Origin of the sequence: Brevibacillus brevis (assembly GCF_031583145.1) — a bacterium.
GTDB classification, from domain to species: domain Bacteria; phylum Bacillota; class Bacilli; order Brevibacillales; family Brevibacillaceae; genus Brevibacillus; species Brevibacillus brevis_E.
On record NZ_CP134050.1, the window covers coordinates 3588006 to 3610367 of the forward strand.

Below are 22362 nucleotides of genomic sequence, written 5' to 3' on the forward strand. Positions count from 1 at the left end.
CCTTTGCCGGTAGTAATCAATCGTTCATGGAAACGCTACGATGCGGATTCGATAAATTTGTCGCTGTCCTCGAGCTTGACGGAAACCAGCTTGGAGACCCCGCCTTCCTGCATCGTAATCCCGTACAGCACGTCCGCGCTTTCCATCGTCCCTTTGCGGTGCGTGACACAAATAAACTGGGTCTGGCTGCTGAAGTGGTGCATGTATTCGGCGAAGCGGTTGACGTTGGCCTCATCGAGGGCCGCCTCTACCTCATCGAGCACGCAGAATGGCACGGGCTTCACGCGCAGGATGGCAAACAGCAGCGCCATCGCGGTCAAGGCACGCTCCCCGCCGGAGAGCAGCGCCAGATTTTGCAGTTTTTTGCCGGGCGGCTGTGCCACGATGTCGATGCCTGTCTCCAGCAAATTGTCCGGATTGGAGAGCAACAGATTCGCGCGTCCCCCGCCGAACAGCTTGACGAAGACGTCCCGGAACTGCTCGGAAATTGCGTCGAACGTCTCCTTGAACCGGCGTGACATCTCCGTGTCCATCTCCTGTATCACTTGATAGAGCATGTCCTTGGCTTCGTTCAGATCCGCTTCCTGCGTGCTCAGGAACTGCTGCCGCTCGGACAGTCGTTCGTACTCTTCGATCGCGCCGAGGTTCACGGTGCCGAGCGCGGCAATTTGCTTCTTGAGCTTTGCCACGAGCTGCGTCTCTTCGGCGATCTCGCCGCGTACCGGATATTTTTGCTTCGCCAGATCGTAGCTCATTTCGTATTCTTCGGAGAGTTTGTTCAACAGATGATCGAGCTCGACCTCGTAGCGGTTTACCTTGACTTCTTCCTGGTGCAGCTTGTCTTCCAGCGATTTGACTTCCCTGCGGATTTCCTTGACCTGCTGCTCCACCTGCTCCTGCTTGTAGAACAAAGTCGCCCGCTCGCTGCGCCGCTCCTGGATCAGACCTGCTACCCGATCCTTGTCTTGCCGCAGTTCGGCAATTTTTTGGTCCAGCTCGGCGCCGGACGTTTCATTCGTGCGCTCCAGCTCATCGAGGGAGGCAAGAGCCGCATTTTGCTCTTCCCACTCCTTTTGCAGGGCGCTCTTTTGCTCGGTCAACCGTTCTGTCTGCTCCATGCGCGACTGGTACTCCTGCATGACCTGCGCATTCAGCACCTTGAGGCTGGTGATTTTCTGATTCATCTCTTCCTTGGACTCGAGCTGCTCCTGACGCTTGGCCTCCGCAGCGGCGATCAAGGCTGACAATTCCTTTTCTTCTCCATCCATCACAGACAGAGACGCCTGCAATTCTTCCAGCCTGCGGGAAGCTTCTTCCATTTCGCGGCGGTAGCCGGCGATTTCCTGCTCGACGATCCGCGTACGCTCGCCAAGCGAACGGCCTTCCGCTTCCGTTTGCGACTGCAGGCCTTTGACTTCCTGCTCCTTCAAGCGAAGCGCCTCACCCTGGCTCCGGAGCGCCTCCTGCTCTTGCTCCAGTTCACGGAGCTCCTTCGCCAGTTGATCCATATGCGTAGTATGCCCAGAAATTGCCTGGTCGATTTCGCCCATCTGCGCTTCCAGTTCTTCTGCCTGCCGATTGCGTCCGAGCAGGTTGGTGCTGTTCTTCTTCAGCGCTCCCCCTGTCATGGAGCCGCCCGCATTGACGATATCCCCTTCCAGCGTCACGACGCGGTAGCGGTAGTTCAGTGTCCGGGCTACTTTGTTGGCTTCCTCGAGCGTTTGCGTTACGATGACATTGCCGAGGAGCGATTCGAGAATCGGCCGGTACTTCTCCTCGAACGACACCAGTTCGCTGGCGATCCCGACGACCCCTCCCGCCTTCGCCAATTGGCGCTTGTCTTCCGGCTGCAAATGGCGCGGTCGGATGACATCAAGCGGCAAAAACGTCGCGCGACCGGCGTTGTGCTTTTTCAAATGCGCGATGGCGGCGCGGCCTGCGCCTTCGTTCTCGACGACGACGTTTTGCAGGGCTCCTCCGAGTGCCACTTCTACTGCAGTCTCGTATTGCTGCGGCACGACGACAAGCTCCGCCACCGCTCCATGAATACCCGCAAAGCCGCGTTCGCGCGCCTTCAATATTTCTTTGACGCCCTGCTGGAAGCCGGCGAACTCGGATTGCATTTCCTTCAAGAGATCCAAGCGGGACTTGGCCGCCTCTTTCTTCTGCTCCAAACCCCGAAGCTCCCTGCGATCCGTCTCCAGACGGGCTTGTCCATCGCGGATGCGCTCCATCAGCGACTTGTAGCCCGCGACGGTGTCCTGAATCGATTGGTCGATCTCCACGAGCTGCTCCCGCAAGGCAGCCAGCTTGGACTGCCGCTGCTGCTCTTCCGCATCGAGCTGCTCTTTTCCCGCCAATTGGCGGTCCAGTCTCGCCTGACTCGTCTGCACCAATTGCTGCTGGTGCCGCATTTCATTTCGCAGATTGGCCATTTCGTTCAGCTTTTCGAAATAGTCGCCTTTCAACCTTTCCACATCATCGGTCAGCGACTGGACCATCGAGAAAAATTGCCCTTCGGCTTCTTGCAGCGAAGCGTTGGCCTCCGCCATGCGGCGATTGGCTTCCTGGGCTCGCTCTTGCTCTTCTGCCAGTTCAGCCTCCAGAGCGTGCTGCTTTTCCGTGATCCGGTGCATCTGCTCCATCGTCTGCTGGCGGTTGGCGTGCAGGTTGCGCATCCGCTCGCGCAGTACTTCCCGCTGCCCTTCGACCTTCTCCGTCTCCTCGCTGACCGTCAGGAGCACGTGCTGGAGCTCCTCAATCGACTGGTCGATCTGCGTGACGTGAAAACGTGCCTGCTCCAGATCGGCCTCTTGCTTGGAAGCCTCCGTCGACTGCTCGACCAATTGCTCCTGCAGCTCATGTACGCGTTTCGTCGCCGCTTCCCATTTGGCGTGCGCCGCCTCGATCTGCTGGACGTACAGCGCCACCTCGTGCTCCACGAGCCTCTTGTGCAGCTCCTTGTACGTTCGGGCAGTTTCTGCCTGCTCTTGCAAAGGACCGATCTGCTCGGTGATTTCACTTACGATATCGTGAATACGGACGAGGTTTTGTTCGGTTTCATCCAGCTTCTTTTCCGCTTCCCTCTTCCGCGTCTTGTATTTGACGATCCCGGCCGCCTCTTCAAAAATGCCGCGGCGATCCTCCGATTTGGTGCTGAGAATCTCCTCGATTTTGCCTTGCCCGATGATCGAGTAGGCCTCCTTGCCCAAACCGGTATCCATGAACAGCTCCATGATGTCTTTGAGACGGCATGACCTGTTGTTTATGTAGTACTCGCTTTCACCGGAGCGGTATACTCTGCGTGTGACCGAGACTTCCGAATATTCCACATCAAGGGAACGGTCGGAGTTGTCCAAAGTGAGGGTCACTTCCGCGAAATTGACGGGCTTGCGCGTATCGCTGCCGGCAAAGATGATGTCTTCCATCTTTGCGCCGCGAAGCGACTTGGCGCTCTGCTCCCCAAGCACCCAGCGGATCGAGTCGGAGACGTTGCTCTTCCCGCTTCCGTTCGGGCCCACTACCGCTGTCACTCCGGGCACGAATTCCAATTCCGTCCGGTCGGCGAAGGACTTGAATCCTGCCAGTTCCAGGCGTTTTAAATACATACTGACGGTCCTCCTTAACAGCCCATCCGAGATATGGCCTCCTGCAGCCTGATTGCTTCCGGAAATAGAAGCCGCGCTGACTGTCGCATCATCGCCAGGCCGCTCGAAAAGAAGCCCCTGCATACGGACAGGAGCTTACCTACAATCAGCTACTTCGTCTTATCGACATAAGTGTAACATAGAAGAGTACGTCCCGCAGTATTTTCCCACGGAAAAGAGAAAGCCGCACCCACCCGGTACGAGTTGGTGCAGCCTTCCTTTCATCGTTATTGCTTATCTCCCAGCTTGACCAACGCGCGAGCGGCCGCCTGCTGTTCCGCTTCCTTCTTGGAACGGCCGGAGCCGACGCCCAGCGAGCGATTGTTCAAGAGTACTTCAGACACGAACTCGCGATTGTGAGCCGGTCCTTTTTCTTCTACGATGCGATACTGGATGTCTCCCAGATTGTCTTGTTGAACAAATTCCTGCAACTGGCTCTTGAAGTCGGTTACCTGGGCAAACTCGCCTTTATCGACGCGAGGATAGACGTACTTTTCCATAAAGGAAAACACAGCGTCGACCCCCTGATCCAAGTAAAGGGCACCAATAAATGCTTCAAATACGTCCGCCAGCAAGGCAGGTCGCTGACGGCCACCCGTCAGCTCTTCCCCTTTTCCCAGCAGAACGAGATCGCCGAAATTCAGCAGTTCAGCAAACTTCACCAGAGACGGTTCACAGACAATGGCTGCACGAAGCTTCGTCATTTCCCCTTCACTCATCTTGGGGAATGTCTTGTACAGAAACTGGGAAACGGTCAGCTCGAGGACAGCGTCACCCAAAAACTCCAGGCGCTCATTGTCTTGTATCCGCTTGCCGCGTTGCTCGTTCACGTAGGAAGAATGGGTGAATGCCTGCCGCAACACGCTTTCGTCATGAAAGCGCACGCCGATCTTTTCTTGCAGCTGTGCAAAACTCATCACCCTCACCACCATTCCAGGAGACTTCCTACTTTTTCTCTCAGTAGGACTCATTTATGCTTCGTATCGTTTCAAGATGACCGTCGCGTTGTGACCGCCAAATCCGAACGTATTGGAAACAGCCACGTTGACTGTCGCCTTGCGCGCATGATTTGGCACGTAGTCGAGGTCGCACTCCGGATCCGGATTCTCCAGATTGATAGTCGGAGGCAAAATTTGGTCGCGCAGGGCAAAAGCCGTTGCGATCGCTTCGATCCCGCCCGTGGCGCCCAACAGGTGGCCCGTCATCGACTTGGTCGAGCTCACGGCCAGCTTGTACGCATGCTCGCCAAATACGGACTTGATCGCTTGGGTCTCGGCGATGTCGCCTTGATCCGTCGAGGTTCCGTGTGCGTTGATGTAGTCGACCTCGTTCGGGTCGATACCGGCGTCCTTCAAAGCGTTCTTCATGCAGCGGGCTGCCCCTTCTCCACCCGGAGACGGCGCCGTGATGTGGTGGGCGTCAGCGCTCATGCCATACCCGATCACTTCTGCGAGGATGTTGGCTCCACGCTTTTTGGCGTGCTCCAGCTCTTCCAGGATAAGCACCCCTGCGCCCTCGCCCATGACGAATCCGTCGCGGTCCTGATCAAACGGGCGGCTTGCTTTTTGGGGCTCGTCGTTGCGGGTTGACATCGCTTTCGCGGAACAGAAGCCTGCGAAAGCCATCGGACGGACTGTTGCCTCCGCTCCGCCCGCGATCATGACATCGGCGTGATCAAACTGGATCAGGCGAAGCGCGTCACCGATTGCATTTGTACCCGTAGCGCAGGCCGTAATCGCGCTGGAGGTAGGGCCTTTCGCACCGTACTGGATGGAAACCGCACCGGAGGCCATATTGGCAATCAGCATGGGAATAAAGAACGGACTGACACGGCGCGGTCCTTTTTCCAGCAAAATGCTGTGCTGTTCTTCCCACGTGGACAAGCCGCCAATCCCTGACCCGATGTATACACCCACTCGCTCCGCATTTTCGGGAGTAATCTCCAGCTTGGCGTCTTCCAGCGCCATTTTCGCCGCTGCTAGCCCGAATTGAACGAATCGGTCTGTACGTCGAACTTCTCTTTTGTCCATGTACAGCTCGGGGTTGAAATCCTTGACTTCACCCGCGATCTGCGTCGGATAATCCGAAGCGTCAAACGCAGTCAGGCGATCAATGCCTGATTTGCCTTCCAAAAGGCTGTTCCAGAAGGTCTGCGCGTCATTTCCCACTGGGGAGATGACTCCGACGCCGGTAATCACCACTCTTCGTTTCATTACGATCACCTCTATATGAAAGTCAGCAATCCGCTTTCTGGTTTCACTCTCGCTAAATGTTTCATGTGACCCGTGCAGGTATGTACAGTTGGGAATGAAGGAGAAGTCCCGTACGATACGGGACTTCCAACTGATGGATCTACTTGTGAGATTCTATGTATTTTACGACCTCACCTACAGAAGTGATCTTTTCAGCATCTTCGTCAGAAATCTCTAAATCAAACTCATCCTCGAGTTCCATTACGAGTTCCACTACATCCAGGGAGTCAGCGCCCAGGTCTTCTTTGAAAGAAGCTTCCAAAGTAATCTTGGACTCATCTACACCCAGACGATCGACGATGATTTTCTTCACACGTTCCAATGTATCTGCCATTTTGCTTCACCCCCTCTCCCGTATTATAGTAGATGAGCCAGCAAAAAACCAGTTCTAGCATTCGGGCGAAAATCCAAGCTGCGACTAGGCTGCAAGGCTCATGTACCTGTTATGGCTACATGTACATACCGCCGTCTACGTGAAGGGTTTGGCCCGTCATGTAATTGGCTGCGTCCGATGCCAGGAACAGCACGACAGAAGCGATGTCATCCGTTTGACCCAATCTGCCGAGCGGAATTTGCGCCATCATTCCTTCTTTTACTTCTTCGGAAAGCACGGCGGTCATCTCCGTATCGATGAATCCGGGAGCGACGGCGTTGACTGTAATGCCGCGGGTAGCCAGTTCGCGTGCCGCGGTCTTGGTCAAGCCGATCACCCCAGCTTTGGCAGCCACATAGTTGGCTTGGCCGGGATTGCCCAGTACGCCGACTACGGATGTAATGTTGATGATTTTACCGGAGCGCTGTTTCATCATGGGGCGCGTCGCCGCTTTCAGACAGTTGAACACGCCTTTGAGGTTGGTGGCGATGACGTCGTCCCACTCCTCTTCCTTCATGCGCATCAGCAAATTGTCGCGGGTTATGCCCGCGTTGTTCACGAGGATGTCGATCGCTCCGAAATGATCCAGGGCAGCCTTGAACATCTCGTTTACTTCTTCGGTCTGCGACACATTCGCACGCACCATGATGGCGTCCCTTCCCAATTCCTTGATCTGAGCGACCGTCTCCGAAGCAGCCGCCTCGCTGCCTGCGTAGTTGACTACCACATTGGCCCCGGCTTCCGCCAGCTTCAGGGCAATTGCACGGCCGATTCCGCGAGAAGCGCCTGTAACCAGCGCCGTTTTTCCTGCTAGCATAATACCCCTCCGTTCAACAGCTCCGCGAGCGACTCCTCATCCTGCACCGAGATCATGGTTGTTTCCGCCGGCGCGATCTTCTTGATCAGCCCTGCAAGGACTTTCCCCGGACCAATCTCGACGAACGTCGTCACGCCTTGCTCCACCATCCATTGCACGGAATCTTCCCAGAGGACAGGGGCAGACACTTGCTGCACCAAGCTGTCAACGATCTCCCGTGCGTCAGAGACCGGTCTTGCCGATACGTTTGCCACGACAGGCACGCCCGCGTCCTGCACACTTACGCTCGCCAAAACCGCCTTCAGCTTGTCAGCTGCCGGCTGCATCAGGCTGGAGTGGAACGGACCGCTGACGTTGAGCGGGAGCACGCGCTTCGCTCCTGCTGCTTTCGCTTTTTCGCCTGCCAGCTTCACACCTTCCGCCGAACCGGAAATGACGATCTGCCCGGGGCAGTTCATGTTGGCGAGCTGCACCGGATGTCCCGATGCCGTCACTTCTTCGCAGACGGCATGCAGCGCGGCGCGATCCATGTTCAAGACAGCAGCCATGGCGCCTTGTCCTGCAGGTACCGCTTCCTCCATGAACTGTCCGCGTGCCCGTACCGTCTTCACCGCATCCGCGAAGGACAGGGCACCAGCAGCTACCAGCGCGGAATATTCGCCGAGGCTGTGTCCTGCCACAAAGTCAGGCGCGAAGCCAGGCTGCTTTTCCCGAAACGCCGACAAAACCGCGATGCTCGCCGTCAAAATCGCCGGCTGCGTATTCGCTGTCAGCTTCAATTCTTCTTCCGGGCCTTGGAAGCACAAGCCGGACAAGGAAAATCCGAGCGCTTCGTCTGCTTGTTCAAAAACGAGGCGAGCTGCCTCGGACTTCTCTGCGAGTGCCTGGCCCATTCCTACGAATTGCGAGCCTTGGCCAGGAAAGACAAATGCCACTTTCCCCATTACTTTCCGCTCCCTTCTGCTGAGGTGGTCGACCATTTCAGGAGAGCCGCTCCCCAGGTCAGACCGCCACCGAATCCGACGAGCACGATATTGTCGCCTTCTTTTACGCGACCTGCTTCGACGGCTTCATCCAGAGCCACCGGAATGGATGCCGAGGACATGTTGCCGTACCGGTCGAGGTTGATGACGACCTTGTCTTCGGACAATCCGAAGCGCTGCACAGCGGAGTCGATAATCCGCTTGTTCGCCTGATGCGGCACCAGAAGACCGATGTCTTCCTTGGTCAAGCCTGCCTTTGTAAGGACGGCTTCCGTCGCCGAATTCATCACGCGAACCGCGAACTTGAATACTTCTCCACCAGCCATCGTCAAATAGTGCAGATTGTTTTCCACGGTTTCGCTGGAGGCAGGTGTGCGGGAGCCCCCGGCAGGCAGGCAAAGCAGGGAGCCGCCGGAACCGTCTGCACCGAGCTCGAACGACTGGAAGCCGTAGCCCTCCTGGACTTCCCCGATGACGGCTGCACCCGCCCCGTCACCGAACAGGACGCACGTATTTCGGTCTTTGTAGTTGGTGATCTTGGAGAGGCTCTCGACGCCAACCACCAGAATGTATTTGTAGAGCCCGTTTTGGATGAACTGGGTCGCTGTCGTGATTCCGTACAGGAAGCCGGTGCAAGCCGCCGACAAGTCCATCGCTGCTGCGCGGGTCGCTCCCAGTTTGTCCTGCAAAATGCAGGCCGTAGACGGAAACATCGTGTCCGGTGTCACGGTCGCGACGATAATCATGTCCAGCTGTTCCGGGCTCAGTTTCGCTTTCTCCAGCGCTTTTTTGGCCGCCTCGTAGGCGAGGTCGGAAGAAGCCTGATCCGGAGCGCTGATCCGGCGTTCGCGGATTCCCGTCCGCGTGACGATCCACTCGTCCGATGTATCCACCATCTTTTCCAGATCAAAGTTGGACAACACCCGCTCAGGGGTATAGGAGCCGGTTGCCAAAATGCCTACAGAACGCTTGCCGTTCATCTGCCTCACTCGCTTTCTCCCGTATGATTTTTTTGCAGTGCTTGCGCGATAATGTCGTTCACGTTCTGTTCCACGAATCGCGCAGCGCTGGCGATCGCGTTTTTAATCGCCTTTTCGTCAGAGGAACCGTGCGCCTTGATGACAGGACTGCGCAGACCCAAGAGCGGTGCTCCTCCGTACTCCGCGTAATCCATGCGCTTTTTGAAGCGGGACAGTCCCGGCTTCAAAATAGCCGCCCCTACCTTATTAATCAGGCTGGAAGTAAATTCCTGCTTGAGCATCGAAAAGATTGTGGAGGCCGCGCCTTCCACTGCTTTGAGCAGCACATTGCCGACGAATCCGTCGCATACCAATACGTCGCAGTTCCCAAGCAAGACATCGCGCGCTTCTACGTTCCCCACGAAGTTCAAATCGGCCTCAGCTAGCATCGGAAAGACGGCTTTGGTCAGTTCATTGCCTTTCCCGTCTTCCGTGCCCACATTGAGCAGCCCAACCGTCGGACGTTCAAAACCGAGGACGCGCTCTGCGTACAGGCTGCCCATCACCGCGTATTGCAGCAAGTGAAGCGGCTTCGCGTCCATGTTGGCGCCGACATCCAGCGTCAACGAAACGCGGCCCTTCGTGTTCGGAATGAATGCAGCCAGCGCAGGACGTTCGATCCCTTCCATGCGCCCGGCATACAAAAGCCCTGCCGTCATGAGCGCACCCGTATTTCCCGCTGAAATGGCCGCATCCACGATATTTTCCCGCGCCATCTGCACGGCGACGACGAGAGATGAATTTTTCTTTTTCCTCGCCGCTTTCACCGGTTCGTCATCCGGCATGATGACTTCGGTCGTAGGTACAATCTCGATGTTCGCCGGGATCTCTCCCGGCAGGTGGCTCCGAATGCCTTGTTCATCCCCCACCAGCACTACCGTAATAGATGGGTTTTCCTTGATGGCAGCCAGCGCTCCCAGCACTGTACTGCGCGGTGCGTTATCGCCGCCCATCGCATCCACTGCAATTCGCAACCGTGTCTCCTCCTTAATTCTGGGCCATGTCAATTATGTGAGAGCGGGCATTCCTACCACGCGGAATGTCGCAGTAAAGACCAGTTCACCTTGCACTTTCGTCTCTACCCGCACTTTGCACTCATCTCCGTTGCGGCTTCGTACCATTGCCTTCGCAACCAGCTTTTCTCCCGCCCGCACCGGCCTGATAAAGCGAATTCTCGCCGTCGCTGTCAATGCGACATCAGCGTTTATGACCGCCACAGCCAACGAGTTGGCCTGGGCAAATATGTAGTGTCCACGAGCGATCTGCGTTCGTGAAAAGACGTGCTCTTCTTTGATCTCTAATACGGAAATCGCCTGCGAATCCAGCTGCAAATCGATGATTTCCCCGATGACCTCATCGATCCCCAGCGACTTCACCGGGTCGAGGCTTTTTTCGGCCACCGACTTGATCCTCTCCCGAAGCTCCGGGATGCCCAGCTCCAGACGATCTAAGCGTATTGTTTGAATACTGACCTGAAATAACTCTGCCAGTTCCTCGTCAGTGGCAAAAGGATTCTCTTGCAGCGTCTGCACCAAGCGAGTCTGGCGATCCTTTTTCGGCAAGCGGGCGATGCTCGACACCCCCCTAGAAAGATTCTTCTATAACTTATCTAATGATTGCGATCAGTTTTTAATACCTGGTACCAAACAAAGTATAAGGGACGTTTCCCCGAATTACAAGCAAAGATCGAGAAAATAGCCCGATGGTCTCGTCTTATACAGACGCTTGATGACGTTCGCAGCTCGAGCGGCCTGCGAAATTCTGCCTGGTATCATAATCGAGAGTCCGATCTGGCTGCGCGGCCCTTGCGCGATCGTGTCCACCATCTTTTTCCCGTGGTTGATGAGGATGATTCTGCCGCAAAAGGCCCGGAGTCGCGTCTTGGCAACAACATACGTCAAGCCCGATGGTCGGTATGTAAATGCCGACAAAAAAAGAGAAAGCCCTTCCAAAATAGAAGGGCTTTCTCTGATAAATTCACTTGCTGTCACGCCGGGATAAAGAACCCTTCACGCCAGCCAGGTGAAGTTTACCCGCCTAGTTCTGCCGATCCTCCGCCACCAACAGCTCCACCTCATGCTGCAGGAGGGCTTCCATCATTTCCGGATTCGGCCTTTGGTCGGTCACGATGATGTCGATCTGCTGCAGACCAGCCACCCGATACAGCATTGACTTGCCGAATTTGGACTGGTCGGCCAGGACAATGACCTGATCGGCTCTTTTCATCATTTCCTTGATCACGTAGCCGGACTCCTCCGTGGGAGAGACCAAGCCGCTCGGGGTAATGCCGCAAGCCCCAATAAACAGCTTGTCGACATGGAAATCGGACAGGTTGTCGATGGCTCGGGAGCCGTATACATACTGATCTTCAGGATGCACATCTCCGCCGAGGAGCTTTACCTGAAACCCCTCTCTGCCGGCCAGGCTGGATGCGGCGGCGAGCGAGCTGGTGATAATCACGTGGCCCGTCGTCTGCAAGGACTCGATGGAGAGCTGGACCGTTGTCGACGCATCGAGCATCAGGTAGTCCCCGTCTTTCACCAATCCTGCCGCGACCGCAGCAATGCTGCGTTTTTCCGGCAAGCCGAGCTGCATGCGCTCCCGGTAGGAATAGCTTTTCTTCGTCAAGGTAGGCAAAATGGCTCCGCCGCGAGTCCGCAAGATTTGCCCCTGCTCCTCCAGCTTGACGATATCCCGCCGTGCCGTATCCCGGGACACCCCAAATCGCTCCACGACATCCTGCACGCTGATCCGCTGATGCTCCTGCAAATACTGCAGGATGGCGGCCAGCCTTTCTTCCTGAAACATCACGATTTCACTCCATCCGGACACAGCCGCTGTGCTTCTGCTTTTATTGTAAGGGAATCTCGCATTATACGCAAGTGTTTATAAGTATTTATAAGTAAAGTTAAGTAATGCGTCCAATTCGGAGCTCTGAATGGAGTCAGCCCACGGCGGATCGCCGCTGAGTCCCGGGGCAGGTAGGTCAAGCGACTTCCTCAGGTCGCTTTTGCCAAATAAAAAAGACAAGGTGATTTCTCACCTTGTCTTTTAAGCAGCGCCGAATTACTTCGCTACTTTCACACCTTTGTAGTGACCGCAGCTTGGGCAAACGCGATGCGCAAGTTTGTATTCGTTGCAATTATCGCATTTGATCATGCCTGGAATCTCTAATTTGAAGTGCGTACGACGCATTCTTTTACGGGTTTTGGAAGTTCTCCGTTGAGGTACTGCCATCTTCCTTACACCTCCTTCAACTGACAAATGCTAAGATGCTCTATTGGGTGGATAGTATAGGCAAAATGCTTATGCCATCCTTCAAAAATGGGACGCTCCAATCCGACAGATCGGCGTCCCATCTTGAAAACAAAAGGAACGACTACTTGCTGTCTTTGAACAAATCCGCCAGCCCTGCCAAACGGGGGTCGATTCGTTCGTTCTTGCAGCTGCATGCCACTTCGTTGCGATTGACGCCACAAGTCGGGCACAATCCCTTGCAATCTTCCTCGCACAGCGGGAAGGTAGGCATAGCCAGCAGAAAATCTTCCTGGAGAAGCGAGTCCAGCTCGATTTCATCGCCGTGCAACGGAAGAATATCGCTGTCCTCATCCTCTTGAAGAATCGGTTCGTCTTCATGTGCAAAGGTCTCGGAAAAGGCAACGTTCGCATGCTGGGTAAAAGGAGTGAGGCAACGGGCACAAACAAAATCCACGTCTGCATTCATTTCGCCTTTTACGTAATAGAGGTTGCCCAGCTGCACCGCTTCGCCCTTGGCGGAAACCGGAGTGATACTTCTGATTTCGTGATGGCGATTCTTCAGCTCGGACGCATCAAGCGTCAGCTGAAACGGCAAGGGCTCTCCCTTTCGATGCTCTAACTCTGTCAACTTAATATTCATAGTTTCACCTCATGCACAACAAAGATGATTATAGCCCCTGCCCAAAGCTTTGTCAACCTTTTTTCCTTGACAGCTCATTTTCCTCAGGAGGTTTTTTGCTTTTGGGACTGGAGATAAGCCACTGCGTCACTGACATTCTTGACGGGTACGATTTGCATTTTGGTACCAATCCGTTTCGCGGTAGCCAAAGCCTCTTCGTAATTGGAGTCCGCTCCCGGCGTATCCTGCGGGGCGAAAAAGATCTCCGCTCCAGCCTTGTCGGCCGCTACGACCTTGTGATTGATCCCGCCGATGCGGCCTACGGTCCCATCCAGGGAAATCGTGCCTGTTCCGGCGATTTTGTATCCTTTGGTCAGATCCGTATTCGTCTCCAGCTGGTCATAGATTTCCAGCGTCATCATCAACCCTGCAGAAGGACCGCCGATTCCTTGGGAGGCGATATTCACTTTTTTCGGGATGACGATGTTTTGCTTGTTGTCCGGACGCACACCGATGCCGACCGACTTGGAATCAGGCAGCGGTACCAACGTTATCACCGTTTTGGCTTCTTGTCCATCGCGGATGTAAGCAATTTCGACGGAGTCCCCTGCTTTCTTTTTGGAGAGCACTGCCAGCAGGTCGGCCGCTTCCGGGGTCGGGATCCCGTCGACGGAAGTGATGACGTCCCCGATCTTCAGTACCTTTTTCGCAGGGAGGCCGTCAATGGTCCCCATCACCCACACGCCCTGCTTTTCCACTTTCACGTCGTATCCGGCCAGGCGAAAAGCGACCGCTTCCGCCAGTTTTTGCGAATTGTCCATGACAGCCTGCTCGCGCCGCACGAAATCTTCATTGCTCTCCCCTTGGCTCACCACGAGCTCCTTTTGCATCAGCTCGGCGTCCGGAGACATTTGAGCGTAGATGTACCAGGCGAGATTCGCTTCCCCCATGCGAACTGTGGTCAGCATGAACGATCCGGATTCATCTTTTTTTCCGCCTTCAACCTCAATCATCGGAGCCAGTTCGATCGCCGATCCCGGTCTCGTGATGTAGTAATTCGTAGGAATAAAGAAGGAGAGGCCTAGAAGGGCCGAAATCAGAGCTAACCCCCAACTGACGCCTTTGGCGCCCTTCGCTCTTCTCGAATTGGAGCTTTGCCTTACCTCATTCATTCAACAGCCTCCCAGCTTTCAATCAATTCTTGGATGCGCGAGGCATGCTGTGCCCCTGCCTGCTCGCCCAGTTCGATGATTTCTTCGACTCCGGTGTAAGCGATACTGCTATAATGTCCAACATCCGGCCGGATTACGAGATCGGCAGCCAGGATCCGGTGCCGCAAAATTTCCCGCTCCATCACGTCGATCGTCTGGGCGATGACGTCGAAAATGGTCGATACTTTCATCGGCGTGTCCACTTGTGCGACATCGACTGCGATCACGATATCGGCGCCCATTTCGCGAACGACTGTCACGGGCACGCGATCGATGACGCCACCGTCGACGAGCAGCCGTCCATCCACTTTCTCCGGCACAAAAATGCCGGGGATGGAAATACTCGCACGAACAGCCTGATCAATCGGTCCCTCACGAAAGACCACTCGCTCGCCGGACTCAATGTCGGTCGCCACGATTGCGAGCGGCTTATTCAATTGTTCGATCCGTTTGCCATGGGTAAGCAAACGGATGAGCTGTTTGATTTTTTCACCGGATACGAATCCGAGACTGGGGACCGTCAAATCGAGCCAGTGCTTGCGTTTCAAATTCAGCGCCAGTTTCCCCATCATATGGGGCTCAATGCCGTTGGCGTACACGGCGGCGATCAGGCTGCCCATGCTGCTTCCTGCCAGCATATCCACCTCAATGCCATGTGCCTCCAGAGCCTTGAGTACCCCGATATGGGCGAAGCCGCGCGCCCCTCCCGACCCCAATGCCACGCCTACTACCGGTTTCCGTTTCGCTCCCATGCTCCATTCCCCCTGTACCATAGCCTATGTGGGGAGCCGCCGATCCTTTCGCACCCATCGCGTAGAGGATCGGCGCATAGTTTGCGGTTTGAGGGCGTAGACATGTACTATCTTGCAGTCGGTTCAGGAGGATTCCATGTCACGCCACTCTCCGATTCTCACGTTGTTGTTCGCCTTGTCGACGATTGCCCTCGTGTTTTCCTTGGTCGCCTACTCGCAGATCTCGTTTGAGGCTGCGGTCCGCGGACTCAAAATCTGGTGGGAAGTGGTCTTCCCTTCCACCCTGCCCTTTATCGTCCTCTCCGAGATTTTGATGGGTCTCGGTGTGGTTCATTTTGTCGGCGTATTGTTGGAGCCCATGATGCGTCCCCTTTTTAACGTGCCGGGGACAGGCGGGTTCATCCTCGCCATGGGCTTTTCCTCCGGTTACCCCGTCGCCGCCAAATTGACGACGCGCCTGCGACAGCAAGGCAGCGTGACGCAGGCGGAAGGGGAGCGGCTCGTATCCTTTACGACGACCGGAGATCCCTTGTTCGTCATGGGGGCCGTGGCCATCGGTTTTTTTCACAGCGAACAGATGGGGCTGATTCTCGCCCTCACCCATTATCTCTCCGCGGTCATCATGGGGTTGCTGTACCGTTTTCACGCACCGTTCGCCACTGTCACCAAGCCTCTCGCAAAGACGGAGCTGCCGCTGCCGCTGCGCGCCCTCCAAGCCATGCATAGGGCTCGCCTCCGCGATGGCCGCGCTTTCGGCAAGCTGATGGGAGACGCCGTTCAGTCCGCCTTGAATACGCTCTTCATGATCGGCGGGTTCATCATCGTGTTTTCCGTGCTGATCCAATTGTTCTCAGCGATCCACCTGACGCAGATCATCGGTACGCTGCTGTCGATCTTCCTCGGCCCCTTCGGCTTTCCTCCTGCTTTCTCCCATGCAATCGTGGCCGGCCTGTTTGAGGTCACCCTCGGAGCCCAGGCAGCGAGCACTGTTGCCGACGGCGTGCCTCTCGTATGGAAAGCCGCGATCGCAAGCGCCGTGCTTTCCTGGGGTGGATTGAGTGTACATGCGCAAGTGGCGAGCATTTTGAGCGAAACCGATATACGGGTGGCTCCGTATTTGATCGCACGGTCGATTCACGCCCTTCTCGCCGCTGTCCTCACTTTCGCCGTGTGGAGCCCGCTCCAAGCGACGGCATGGTTTGCAGCGAAAAGCGTTCCCGTCTTCCTCCCCACCTCATCCGGCATACCGGTCTTCAGCTGGTGGGAGATCCTCTGGAAATCCAGCTTGCTCGCACTTGGCATCGCCGCGTTCCTGCTGCTGGCAAGCGGACTGGTCCGCAGCTTGCGCACTGGTAAGACGCGCTGAGAACGGAGAGCTACCTGCCCAGCTTGGCCAGAAGCGCCTCCTCCACAACCGGAGGAACAAGGTCGGACACGCTTGCCTTGTAGCTGGCTACCTCTTTCACGATGCTGGAGCTCAGATAGGAATATTGGTTGCTGGTCATCATGAAAAACGTCTCGATATTTTCATCCAGCTTTTTGTTGATGGATGCGACCTGCATTTCGTATTCAAAATCGGAAACAGCGCGCAACCCCCGGATGATCACCTGGGCTTTGCGCTTTTTCATGTAGTCAATTAAAAGGCCGTCGAACGAATCCACTTCCACATTGTCTATGTCGGCTGTCGCTTGGCGCAACAGCTCTACGCGTTCTTCCACGGTGAACAAGGAGTTTTTCTTGGAATTGATCAATACAGCTACGATCACCTTGTCGAATACGCGGGCTCCCCGGTTGATGATGTCGAGGTGTCCGTATGTAACGGGATCGAAGCTTCCTGAGCATACCGCGATGGTCATGGCGATTCCTCTCCTTCGGGCGTCGACTCGTCGTCTGACGCGTCCCTTTCAGAATGGCGTTCATAGTAGTAAAGCGTTACGGCCGTCTCGCCATAGGAAGACGAGCGGTCCACCACGCAATCGCCGATCTCGAGCGGCAGCTCGACGCCGACATCGTGTTCGGCGACGATCCACGCTCCTTCGGCAAGCAGTCCGAATTGTTGAAACAACCGGATTTCCTCTGCAATTTTTTGGTGGGCGTACGGAGGGTCGAGAAACACCAAATCAAACGCGTGGCCGCGCGAAGCCAGCGTACGTATCGCGCGATCCGCGTCCATGCGGTACAGCTCCGCGCTGCCCTCCAGCCTACAGGCCTCCACGTTTTGCTTCACGACGGCGAAAGCCTTCGCATCCCGCTCCACAAACACGGCCCGCTCGGCTCCCCTGCTCAGCGCTTCTATTCCTAACCCACCCGTTCCGGCGTACAGATCAAGCGCCCAACCGCCGTCAAAATACGGGCCAATCATGTTGAAAATCGATTCTTTCACTTTGTCTGTCGTAGGACGCGTGCCTTTGCCTGGAACGGCCGTCAGTCTGCGTCCCTTGTGCTCACCCGCGATGACTCGCATACTTTTTTCACCCGTCATCTGTTTATGTTATTGTGCCTGACTGTCGGAAGCAGGCGAGAATGATTTCATACTATCACAACTGCATGGGCCCGTAAAATTTCAAGTGGAAAATTATTCTCGCGAAGGTGTATAACCGAAAGACGAATTGGAAAAGATTATGGATAGCGACGCAACGGTGTCGCTGACAACCGCGGAGAAGACTTACGTTTCCCCATAAGCTCTTCCTCCGGTTTCTCCTCTCCCATAATTGAAAGGCCGTTCACTTTGGCGCACGGCGTGTCTGATAGGAGCATTCCGTGCCATCACTCCCCATGCGGGAGGAGTTGAACTGCTACCTCATTGCCCATCAGGCGGTGGGGTATTTTTTTTGCGTTCGGGAACGATACAAGGGAGGAATTCGCCGCTAAAGCGCGCACAGCGATCCTCCGAACCATCGCCGAAAAGGAGTGTGCTAACATGGCCGAAAAGCAGCCATCCGAGCAAAAGCTGAAAGCTTCCAAAGCCCAATCGATTGCGGACCGCACAGGCGAAGGTGTGGATCGAGCCAGACAGATGCAATCAGAGGCCGATCAGTCCGACATCGTCAAGCACGGACAATAGCTCTGCGTGCCAGCCGTCTGCTTTCTGCGGCTGGTTTTTTTGTATATTCCCCCATAATCGGCGGCATACAAGCGCGGCCGCATCCTTGAGCTTGTTCACCTGTATTTCCCTTCCCGCTTCCTCCCGAGAAAGCGGATACTACCCATTAAGAAGCGAAAGACGGGAGGAATCGCATTGCACACGGTTTGGAAAGGCTCCATCAGCTTTGGACTCGTCAATATTCCCGTTCGCATGTTCACGGCGACAGAAGAGCGGGACATCCGATTTCGCCAGTTGCACAAGGAATGCCATACGCCGATCAAATACGCCAAGATGTGCCCGCATTGCGATCGGGAAATCGAAGCCAGCGAAATCGTGCGCGGCTACGAATACGAGAAAGGACACTTCGTCATCATCGACGATTCCGATCTCGAGGCGATCACTCCGGAAACACGCAGGGCGATTGAAATTCTCGACTTCGTCGATTTGAAGGACATCGATCCCATCTACTTCGACAAGAGCTATTTCCTTTCGCCGCAGGAGACAGGGGACAAAGCGTACGCGCTGCTGCGGGCTGCGATGGAGCAGACCGGAAAAATCGCAGTTGCCCAAGTGACGATGCGCAATCGCCAGAGCCTCGCCGTCGTACGGCTGTACGAGCACTGCATCATGATGGAGACCATTTACTATCCGGATGAGGTCAGGCCGGTCAGTCAAGTCCCTGCCTTGCCTGAAGCAGAAGTCGCCCTCTCGGAAAACGAACTCAAGATGGCGACGGAGCTTATCAACAACATGACCGTCCCCTTTGATCCAGGAAAATACACGGACGATTACCGCATCGAACTGCAAGCGATGATCGAAAAAAAGCTGGAAGGCCAGGAAATTGCGACTTCTCCAGCCGTGCCGCGGGCCAATGTCATCGACCTGATGCAGGCGCTCAAGCAAAGCCTCGAGGCGACCGGCGGGCCCGCAGCTGGTCCGGTCAAGCTCGAGCCGGAGCCCACACCGGAGCCTGCTGCGAAAAAGCCCGGACGAAAGGCATCGTCCAAGACGCCCAAGGAAGGGGCCGCCAAGCCGATGCCAGCCGCTCCTGCCGCTTCCACTACCGGGACCACGACAAAAACGCTGCGCAGGAAAAAAACGTCTGTGTGAGATGTTAAATCATAAAAAAACCTGTCCGCCAAGGGACAGGTTTTTAACGTTGTGCGACCTTTTTGATCGGTTCAATGTGGATGTGTACGTTATTGATCTTGTGTACCTTCCGCATTCGTTCCTCGATTTTTTCCGTGATGGTGTGGCTCTCGACGACGTTCAGGTCCGGATCGACGTGGATCACGACGTCGACGAGGACGCTGCTCCCGAGGTAACGCGCTTTGATGTCGCTGATCTCCTCCACGCCCGAGATGCCGGAAATAGTCCCACGCAACTGTTCCAGATGACTCTGGTCAAAACCGTCGGTAAGGCGATGCGTTGACTCCCGAAAAATGTTCCATGCCGTTTTTAGGATGATCAGACCGACGACCAACGCAGCGAGGGGATCCAGCCAGTCGAGCCGGAACTGCGCCCCGGCCACGCCGACAAACGTCCCGATACTGACGAATGCGTCTGAGCGGTTGTCCATGGCTGCAGCCATCAGGGCCTGGCTGTTCGTCCTCTGTGCCAACCCCCGGTTGTATCGATATACCCCAAACATAATGACCGCTGTAAACAGTGCAGTCCAGCCCGCCAGCATGTCCGGCGCGGAATGTTCCGGTGAAAACAGCGTCGGAACCGCTTCGGTCACGACCTGAATCCCGACGGCCAGCATGATAAACGAAGCGATGAGTGCAGAAATCGTCTCCGCCCGAAAGTGGCCGTATGGATGATCTTGGTCAGGCGGCTTGCGGGAAATGCGAAGTCCGATCAGAACAGCCACGGATGCAATCACATCCGTTGAATTGTTCAACCCGTCCGCCATTAACGCTTCCGAACCGGCGATCAGGGCAATCATTATTTTGAGAACCGAGCAGAACACATAGGCGACAATGCTCACCCATGCCCCCCGCTCCCCTTTTTTGATATTGGAGTACACATCCACACACCATCACCTCAGAAATCTCTATGTTGTCATCCGATAGGATTGCAAACAAGTGAAGAACCACGCATTTTTTAACGACCTTCATCGTAACAGACGCTATTCGTGTGGGTCTAGAGAAACAGTTTTAGTCCGAGTCAGGAGTATCGGGCAGAGGAAAATGTTTTGCACGGCCGCAATTTCCCCTTCCAATTTTTCACTTGAAAAGAAGCAAGGTTATCGGTATGCTAGATGTGCAACCAAACCAACACATGCACGGGAGCTTGGGGAAAACCAGGCTGAGAGGATGGCTGTCATCGCCATCGACCGTTGAACCTGAACTGGGTAATGCCAGCGGAGGAATTGTCATAGTCGACACGATCAGACTCGCGTATCTCATCGTTGGGATACTTGTGTCTGTTCATCTCTCGCGTCTGGCGTCGCATGCTCCCATGCGGCGTTTTTTCGTGGCGCAGGGATTCTTTCCGCCTCCCCGTACGGTTCGCGATTCGTGCAACCATCACAAGGAGGTTTTATTATGTCCACCTCACACGATTCTCCCTTCCACATCACCCCGGTCCAAACTTTTCCGGGCAGCCGAAAAGTGTATGCGATCGGCAGTTCACCCGACATCCGCGTCCCGATGCGGGAAATCTCCCTTCAGCCAACAAAGACAGCTGCGGGTTCGGCGCCGAATCCCCCACTTCGCGTGTATGACACCAGCGGAGTGTACACCGAAGAAGGCTACGTCCCTGATATCCAAAAAGGACTTCCGCTCCTGCGGTCGGGCTGGATCGAGAGACGCGGTGACACCGAAGCATACACGGGCCGCCAGCCGCAGCCACTCGACGACGGTATCGAAAGCGACAGCCAGAACAAGTCCGTCCCCACCTTTCACCGGGCTGGACGACTCCCTCTTCGCGCCAAGAAAGGACGCTCCGTCACCCAATTGCACTATGCAAAAAAAGGGGTGGTCACTCCCGAGATGGAGTTCGTGGCGCTGCGCGAAGGAGTCGATCCCGAATTCGTGCGTGATGAGATCGCGCGAGGACGTGCGATTATCCCCGTCAACATCAATCATCCCGAGAGCGAACCGATGATCATCGGACGCCATTTCCACGTCAAGGTAAATGCCAATATCGGCACGTCTGCCGTTTCCTCCTCCATCGGTGAAGAGGTCGAGAAAATGATGTGGTCCGTGCGCTGGGGCGCCGATACGATCATGGATTTGTCGACAGGCACGCACATCCATACGACGCGGGAATGGATCCTGCGAAACAGCCCGGTTCCCGTCGGCACTGTCCCGATATATCAGGCCCTGGAAAAGGTCAAAGGCAAGGCCGAGGATTTGACCTGGGAGATCTATCGCGACACGCTGATCGAGCAGGCGGAGCAAGGAGTGGACTACTTTACGATCCACGCGGGGGTGCTGCTTCGCTACATCCCCCTCACAGCGAACAGAGTGACGGGAATCGTCTCGCGCGGAGGCTCCATTCTGGCTGCCTGGTGCCTTGCCCATCACGAAGAGAACTTTTTGTACACCCATTTTGAAGAGATTTGCGAGATTCTCAAGACGTATGACATCGCTGTCTCGCTGGGAGACGGTCTGCGCCCCGGATCGATCGCGGATGCGAATGACGAGGCCCAATTTGCCGAACTGGAGACATTGGGCGAGCTGACGAAAATCGCCTGGCAGCACGACGTGCAAGTCATGATCGAAGGGCCCGGCCACGTCCCGCTTCATCAAATCAAGGAGAACATGGACAAACAGCTGACCATCTGCCATGAGGCCCCCTTCTACACGCTGGGTCCGCTTACGACCGACATCGCCCCGGGCTACGACCACATCACTTCGGCCATCGGCGCCGCGATGATCGGCTGGTTCGGCACGGCGATGCTCTGCTATGTGACACCGAAGGAACACTTGGGGTTGCCGAACAAGGAAGACGTGCGCAACGGCCTGATCGCCTACAAGATCGCCGCGCATGCAGCCGATTTGGCTAAAGGCCATCCCCGCGCGAAGCAGAGGGATGATGCCCTGTCCCAAGCACGTTTTGAATTTCGCTGGAACGATCAGTTCAACCTGTCGCTGGATCCCGAGCGTGCCAGGGAATACCATGACGAGACGCTGCCAGCGGAAGGGGCGAAATCGGCTCATTTCTGCTCGATGTGCGGGCCGAAGTTTTGCAGTATGAAAATCACGCAGGACATTCGCACGCTCGCCCGGGAGAAGCAGCTCTCAGAGGATGCCGCGCTTGCGGAAGGCATGAAAGAAAAGGCGTCTCAGTTCCGCTCCCAAGGAAGCCGCATCTATACGTAACGCCGTGAGAAGGAG

22 protein-coding genes are annotated in these 22362 nt (G+C 55.7%); 4 read left to right on the plus strand and 18 right to left on the minus strand.

Features of this window, described 5'->3' with window-relative positions; translation table 11 throughout:
- Nucleotides 1-35 precede the first annotated feature (35 nt).
- The 15 genes from smc to RGB73_RS17900 all read right to left on the minus strand — a co-directional run bounded on the left by smc (nucleotide 36) and on the right by RGB73_RS17900 (nucleotide 14931).
- Nucleotides 36-3608 (minus strand): chromosome segregation protein SMC, encoded by a 3573-nt coding sequence (smc, locus tag RGB73_RS17830; RefSeq protein ID WP_310764065.1) that lies wholly within the window; start codon nucleotides 3606-3608, stop codon nucleotides 36-38.
- A gap of 266 nt (nucleotides 3609-3874) precedes the next feature.
- Nucleotides 3875-4564 carry a ribonuclease III gene (gene rnc, locus RGB73_RS17835; RefSeq protein ID WP_310764066.1) on the minus strand — a complete coding sequence of 230 codons (690 nt, stop codon included), beginning with the start codon at nucleotides 4562-4564 and terminating at the stop codon, nucleotides 3875-3877.
- Nucleotides 4565-4618: 54 nt separating this feature from the next.
- Entirely contained in the window at nucleotides 4619-5860 is a 1242-nt protein-coding gene (gene fabF, locus RGB73_RS17840; RefSeq protein WP_310764067.1) for a beta-ketoacyl-ACP synthase II, read from the minus strand.
- Nucleotides 5861-5999: 139 nt separating this feature from the next.
- Nucleotides 6000-6233 (minus strand): acyl carrier protein, encoded by a 234-nt coding sequence (gene acpP, locus RGB73_RS17845; protein WP_005834336.1) that lies wholly within the window; start codon nucleotides 6231-6233, stop codon nucleotides 6000-6002.
- Nucleotides 6234-6348: 115 nt separating this feature from the next.
- Nucleotides 6349-7089 (minus strand): 3-oxoacyl-[acyl-carrier-protein] reductase, encoded by a 741-nt coding sequence (gene fabG / locus RGB73_RS17850; protein WP_310764069.1) that lies wholly within the window; start codon nucleotides 7087-7089, stop codon nucleotides 6349-6351.
- A complete protein-coding gene (gene fabD / locus RGB73_RS17855; RefSeq protein WP_310764070.1) occupies nucleotides 7083-8033 on the minus strand; it encodes an ACP S-malonyltransferase in 951 nt (316 codons plus the stop codon). The genes fabG and fabD overlap by 7 nt, the downstream gene beginning before the upstream one ends.
- Entirely contained in the window at nucleotides 8033-9052 is a 1020-nt protein-coding gene (locus tag RGB73_RS17860; RefSeq protein ID WP_310774398.1) for a beta-ketoacyl-ACP synthase III, read from the minus strand. Before RGB73_RS17860 ends, fabD begins: the two co-directional genes overlap by 1 nt.
- A gap of 5 nt (nucleotides 9053-9057) precedes the next feature.
- Complete coding sequence (gene plsX, locus RGB73_RS17865) at nucleotides 9058-10065, minus strand: phosphate acyltransferase PlsX (protein WP_310764071.1); 1008 nt, start codon at nucleotides 10063-10065, stop codon at nucleotides 9058-9060.
- Between the two features lie 33 nt (nucleotides 10066-10098).
- Complete coding sequence (fapR, locus tag RGB73_RS17870) at nucleotides 10099-10671, minus strand: transcription factor FapR (RefSeq protein WP_310764072.1); 573 nt, start codon at nucleotides 10669-10671, stop codon at nucleotides 10099-10101.
- A 93-nt stretch (nucleotides 10672-10764) separates the two neighbouring features.
- Nucleotides 10765-11022 (minus strand): hypothetical protein, encoded by a 258-nt coding sequence (locus RGB73_RS17875; protein WP_310764073.1) that lies wholly within the window; start codon nucleotides 11020-11022, stop codon nucleotides 10765-10767.
- Nucleotides 11023-11128: 106 nt separating this feature from the next.
- Entirely contained in the window at nucleotides 11129-11899 is a 771-nt protein-coding gene (locus RGB73_RS17880; protein ID WP_310774401.1) for a DeoR/GlpR family DNA-binding transcription regulator, read from the minus strand.
- Nucleotides 11900-12157: 258 nt separating this feature from the next.
- The gene (gene rpmF, locus RGB73_RS17885; RefSeq protein WP_122905734.1) at nucleotides 12158-12328 is read right to left on the minus strand and encodes a 50S ribosomal protein L32; all 171 of its coding nucleotides are present in this window, start codon (nucleotides 12326-12328) and stop codon (nucleotides 12158-12160) included.
- 142 nt (nucleotides 12329-12470) lie between these two features.
- A complete protein-coding gene (locus RGB73_RS17890) occupies nucleotides 12471-12989 on the minus strand; it encodes a YceD family protein (protein ID WP_310764074.1) in 519 nt (172 codons plus the stop codon).
- Between the two features lie 83 nt (nucleotides 12990-13072).
- Nucleotides 13073-14140, minus strand: coding sequence for a SepM family pheromone-processing serine protease (locus RGB73_RS17895; RefSeq protein ID WP_310764075.1), 1068 nt, complete (start codon nucleotides 14138-14140; stop codon nucleotides 13073-13075).
- Entirely contained in the window at nucleotides 14137-14931 is a 795-nt protein-coding gene (locus RGB73_RS17900; protein ID WP_310764076.1) for a patatin-like phospholipase family protein, read from the minus strand. The genes RGB73_RS17895 and RGB73_RS17900 overlap by 4 nt, the downstream gene beginning before the upstream one ends.
- Nucleotides 14932-15067: 136 nt before the next feature.
- On the opposite strand from RGB73_RS17900, the gene ylbJ reads away from it, so the two are divergent.
- A complete protein-coding gene (ylbJ, locus tag RGB73_RS17905) occupies nucleotides 15068-16297 on the plus strand; it encodes a sporulation integral membrane protein YlbJ (protein ID WP_310764077.1) in 1230 nt (409 codons plus the stop codon).
- Nucleotides 16298-16307: 10 nt separating this feature from the next.
- On the opposite strand, the gene coaD is transcribed toward ylbJ, so the two are convergent.
- Both coaD and rsmD read right to left on the minus strand, forming a co-directional pair.
- On the minus strand, nucleotides 16308-16787 hold the full coding sequence (gene coaD / locus RGB73_RS17910) for a pantetheine-phosphate adenylyltransferase (RefSeq protein ID WP_310764078.1): 480 nt from the start codon (nucleotides 16785-16787) through the stop codon (nucleotides 16308-16310).
- Nucleotides 16784-17395 carry a 16S rRNA (guanine(966)-N(2))-methyltransferase RsmD gene (gene rsmD, locus RGB73_RS17915; RefSeq protein ID WP_310764079.1) on the minus strand — a complete coding sequence of 204 codons (612 nt, stop codon included), beginning with the start codon at nucleotides 17393-17395 and terminating at the stop codon, nucleotides 16784-16786. The genes coaD and rsmD overlap by 4 nt, the downstream gene beginning before the upstream one ends.
- A 456-nt stretch (nucleotides 17396-17851) precedes the next feature.
- Here rsmD and RGB73_RS17920 point away from each other — a divergent pair, with 456 nt between their 5' ends.
- Together RGB73_RS17920 and ku are read left to right on the plus strand one after the other, a co-directional pair.
- Nucleotides 17852-17995, plus strand: coding sequence for a hypothetical protein (locus tag RGB73_RS17920; protein WP_310764080.1), 144 nt, complete (start codon nucleotides 17852-17854; stop codon nucleotides 17993-17995).
- Nucleotides 17996-18169: 174 nt separating this feature from the next.
- Nucleotides 18170-19126 (plus strand): non-homologous end joining protein Ku, encoded by a 957-nt coding sequence (gene ku, locus RGB73_RS17925; RefSeq protein WP_310764081.1) that lies wholly within the window; start codon nucleotides 18170-18172, stop codon nucleotides 19124-19126.
- A 43-nt stretch (nucleotides 19127-19169) separates the two neighbouring features.
- Here the strand turns inward: ku and RGB73_RS17930 are convergent, their stop codons facing one another.
- A complete protein-coding gene (locus RGB73_RS17930; protein ID WP_310764082.1) occupies nucleotides 19170-20051 on the minus strand; it encodes a cation diffusion facilitator family transporter in 882 nt (293 codons plus the stop codon).
- A gap of 514 nt (nucleotides 20052-20565) precedes the next feature.
- On the opposite strand from RGB73_RS17930, the gene thiC reads away from it, so the two are divergent.
- Nucleotides 20566-22347: a phosphomethylpyrimidine synthase ThiC gene (thiC, locus tag RGB73_RS17935; RefSeq protein ID WP_310764083.1), complete on the plus strand. Its 1782-nt coding sequence runs from the start codon at nucleotides 20566-20568 to the stop codon at nucleotides 22345-22347.
- Nucleotides 22348-22362: the final 15 nt, after the last annotated feature.

Coding starts and splice junctions, on each gene's coding strand:
- smc (WP_310764065.1), bottom strand. CDS start 3,608: ATGTATTTAAAACGCCTGGAACTGGCAGGATTCAAGTCCTTCGCCGAC.
- rnc (WP_310764066.1), bottom strand. CDS start 4,564: ATGAGTTTTGCACAGCTGCAAGAAAAGATCGGCGTGCGCTTTCATGAC.
- fabF (WP_310764067.1), bottom strand. CDS start 5,860: ATGAAACGAAGAGTGGTGATTACCGGCGTCGGAGTCATCTCCCCAGTG.
- acpP (WP_005834336.1), bottom strand. CDS start 6,233: ATGGCAGATACATTGGAACGTGTGAAGAAAATCATCGTCGATCGTCTG.
- fabG (WP_310764069.1), bottom strand. CDS start 7,089: ATGCTAGCAGGAAAAACGGCGCTGGTTACAGGCGCTTCTCGCGGAATC.
- fabD (WP_310764070.1), bottom strand. CDS start 8,033: ATGGGGAAAGTGGCATTTGTCTTTCCTGGCCAAGGCTCGCAATTCGTA.
- RGB73_RS17860 (WP_310774398.1), bottom strand. CDS start 9,052: ATGAACGGCAAGCGTTCTGTAGGCATTTTGGCAACCGGCTCCTATACC.
- RGB73_RS17880 (WP_310774401.1), bottom strand. CDS start 11,899: ATGTTTCAGGAAGAAAGGCTGGCCGCCATCCTGCAGTATTTGCAGGAG.
- rpmF (WP_122905734.1), bottom strand. CDS start 12,328: ATGGCAGTACCTCAACGGAGAACTTCCAAAACCCGTAAAAGAATGCGT.
- RGB73_RS17890 (WP_310764074.1), bottom strand. CDS start 12,989: ATGAATATTAAGTTGACAGAGTTAGAGCATCGAAAGGGAGAGCCCTTG.
- RGB73_RS17895 (WP_310764075.1), bottom strand. CDS start 14,140: ATGAATGAGGTAAGGCAAAGCTCCAATTCGAGAAGAGCGAAGGGCGCC.
- RGB73_RS17900 (WP_310764076.1), bottom strand. CDS start 14,931: ATGGGAGCGAAACGGAAACCGGTAGTAGGCGTGGCATTGGGGTCGGGA.
- ylbJ (WP_310764077.1), top strand. CDS start 15,068: ATGTCACGCCACTCTCCGATTCTCACGTTGTTGTTCGCCTTGTCGACG.
- coaD (WP_310764078.1), bottom strand. CDS start 16,787: ATGACCATCGCGGTATGCTCAGGAAGCTTCGATCCCGTTACATACGGA.
- rsmD (WP_310764079.1), bottom strand. CDS start 17,395: ATGCGAGTCATCGCGGGTGAGCACAAGGGACGCAGACTGACGGCCGTT.
- RGB73_RS17920 (WP_310764080.1), top strand. CDS start 17,852: ATGGCCGAAAAGCAGCCATCCGAGCAAAAGCTGAAAGCTTCCAAAGCC.
- thiC (WP_310764083.1), top strand. CDS start 20,566: ATGTCCACCTCACACGATTCTCCCTTCCACATCACCCCGGTCCAAACT.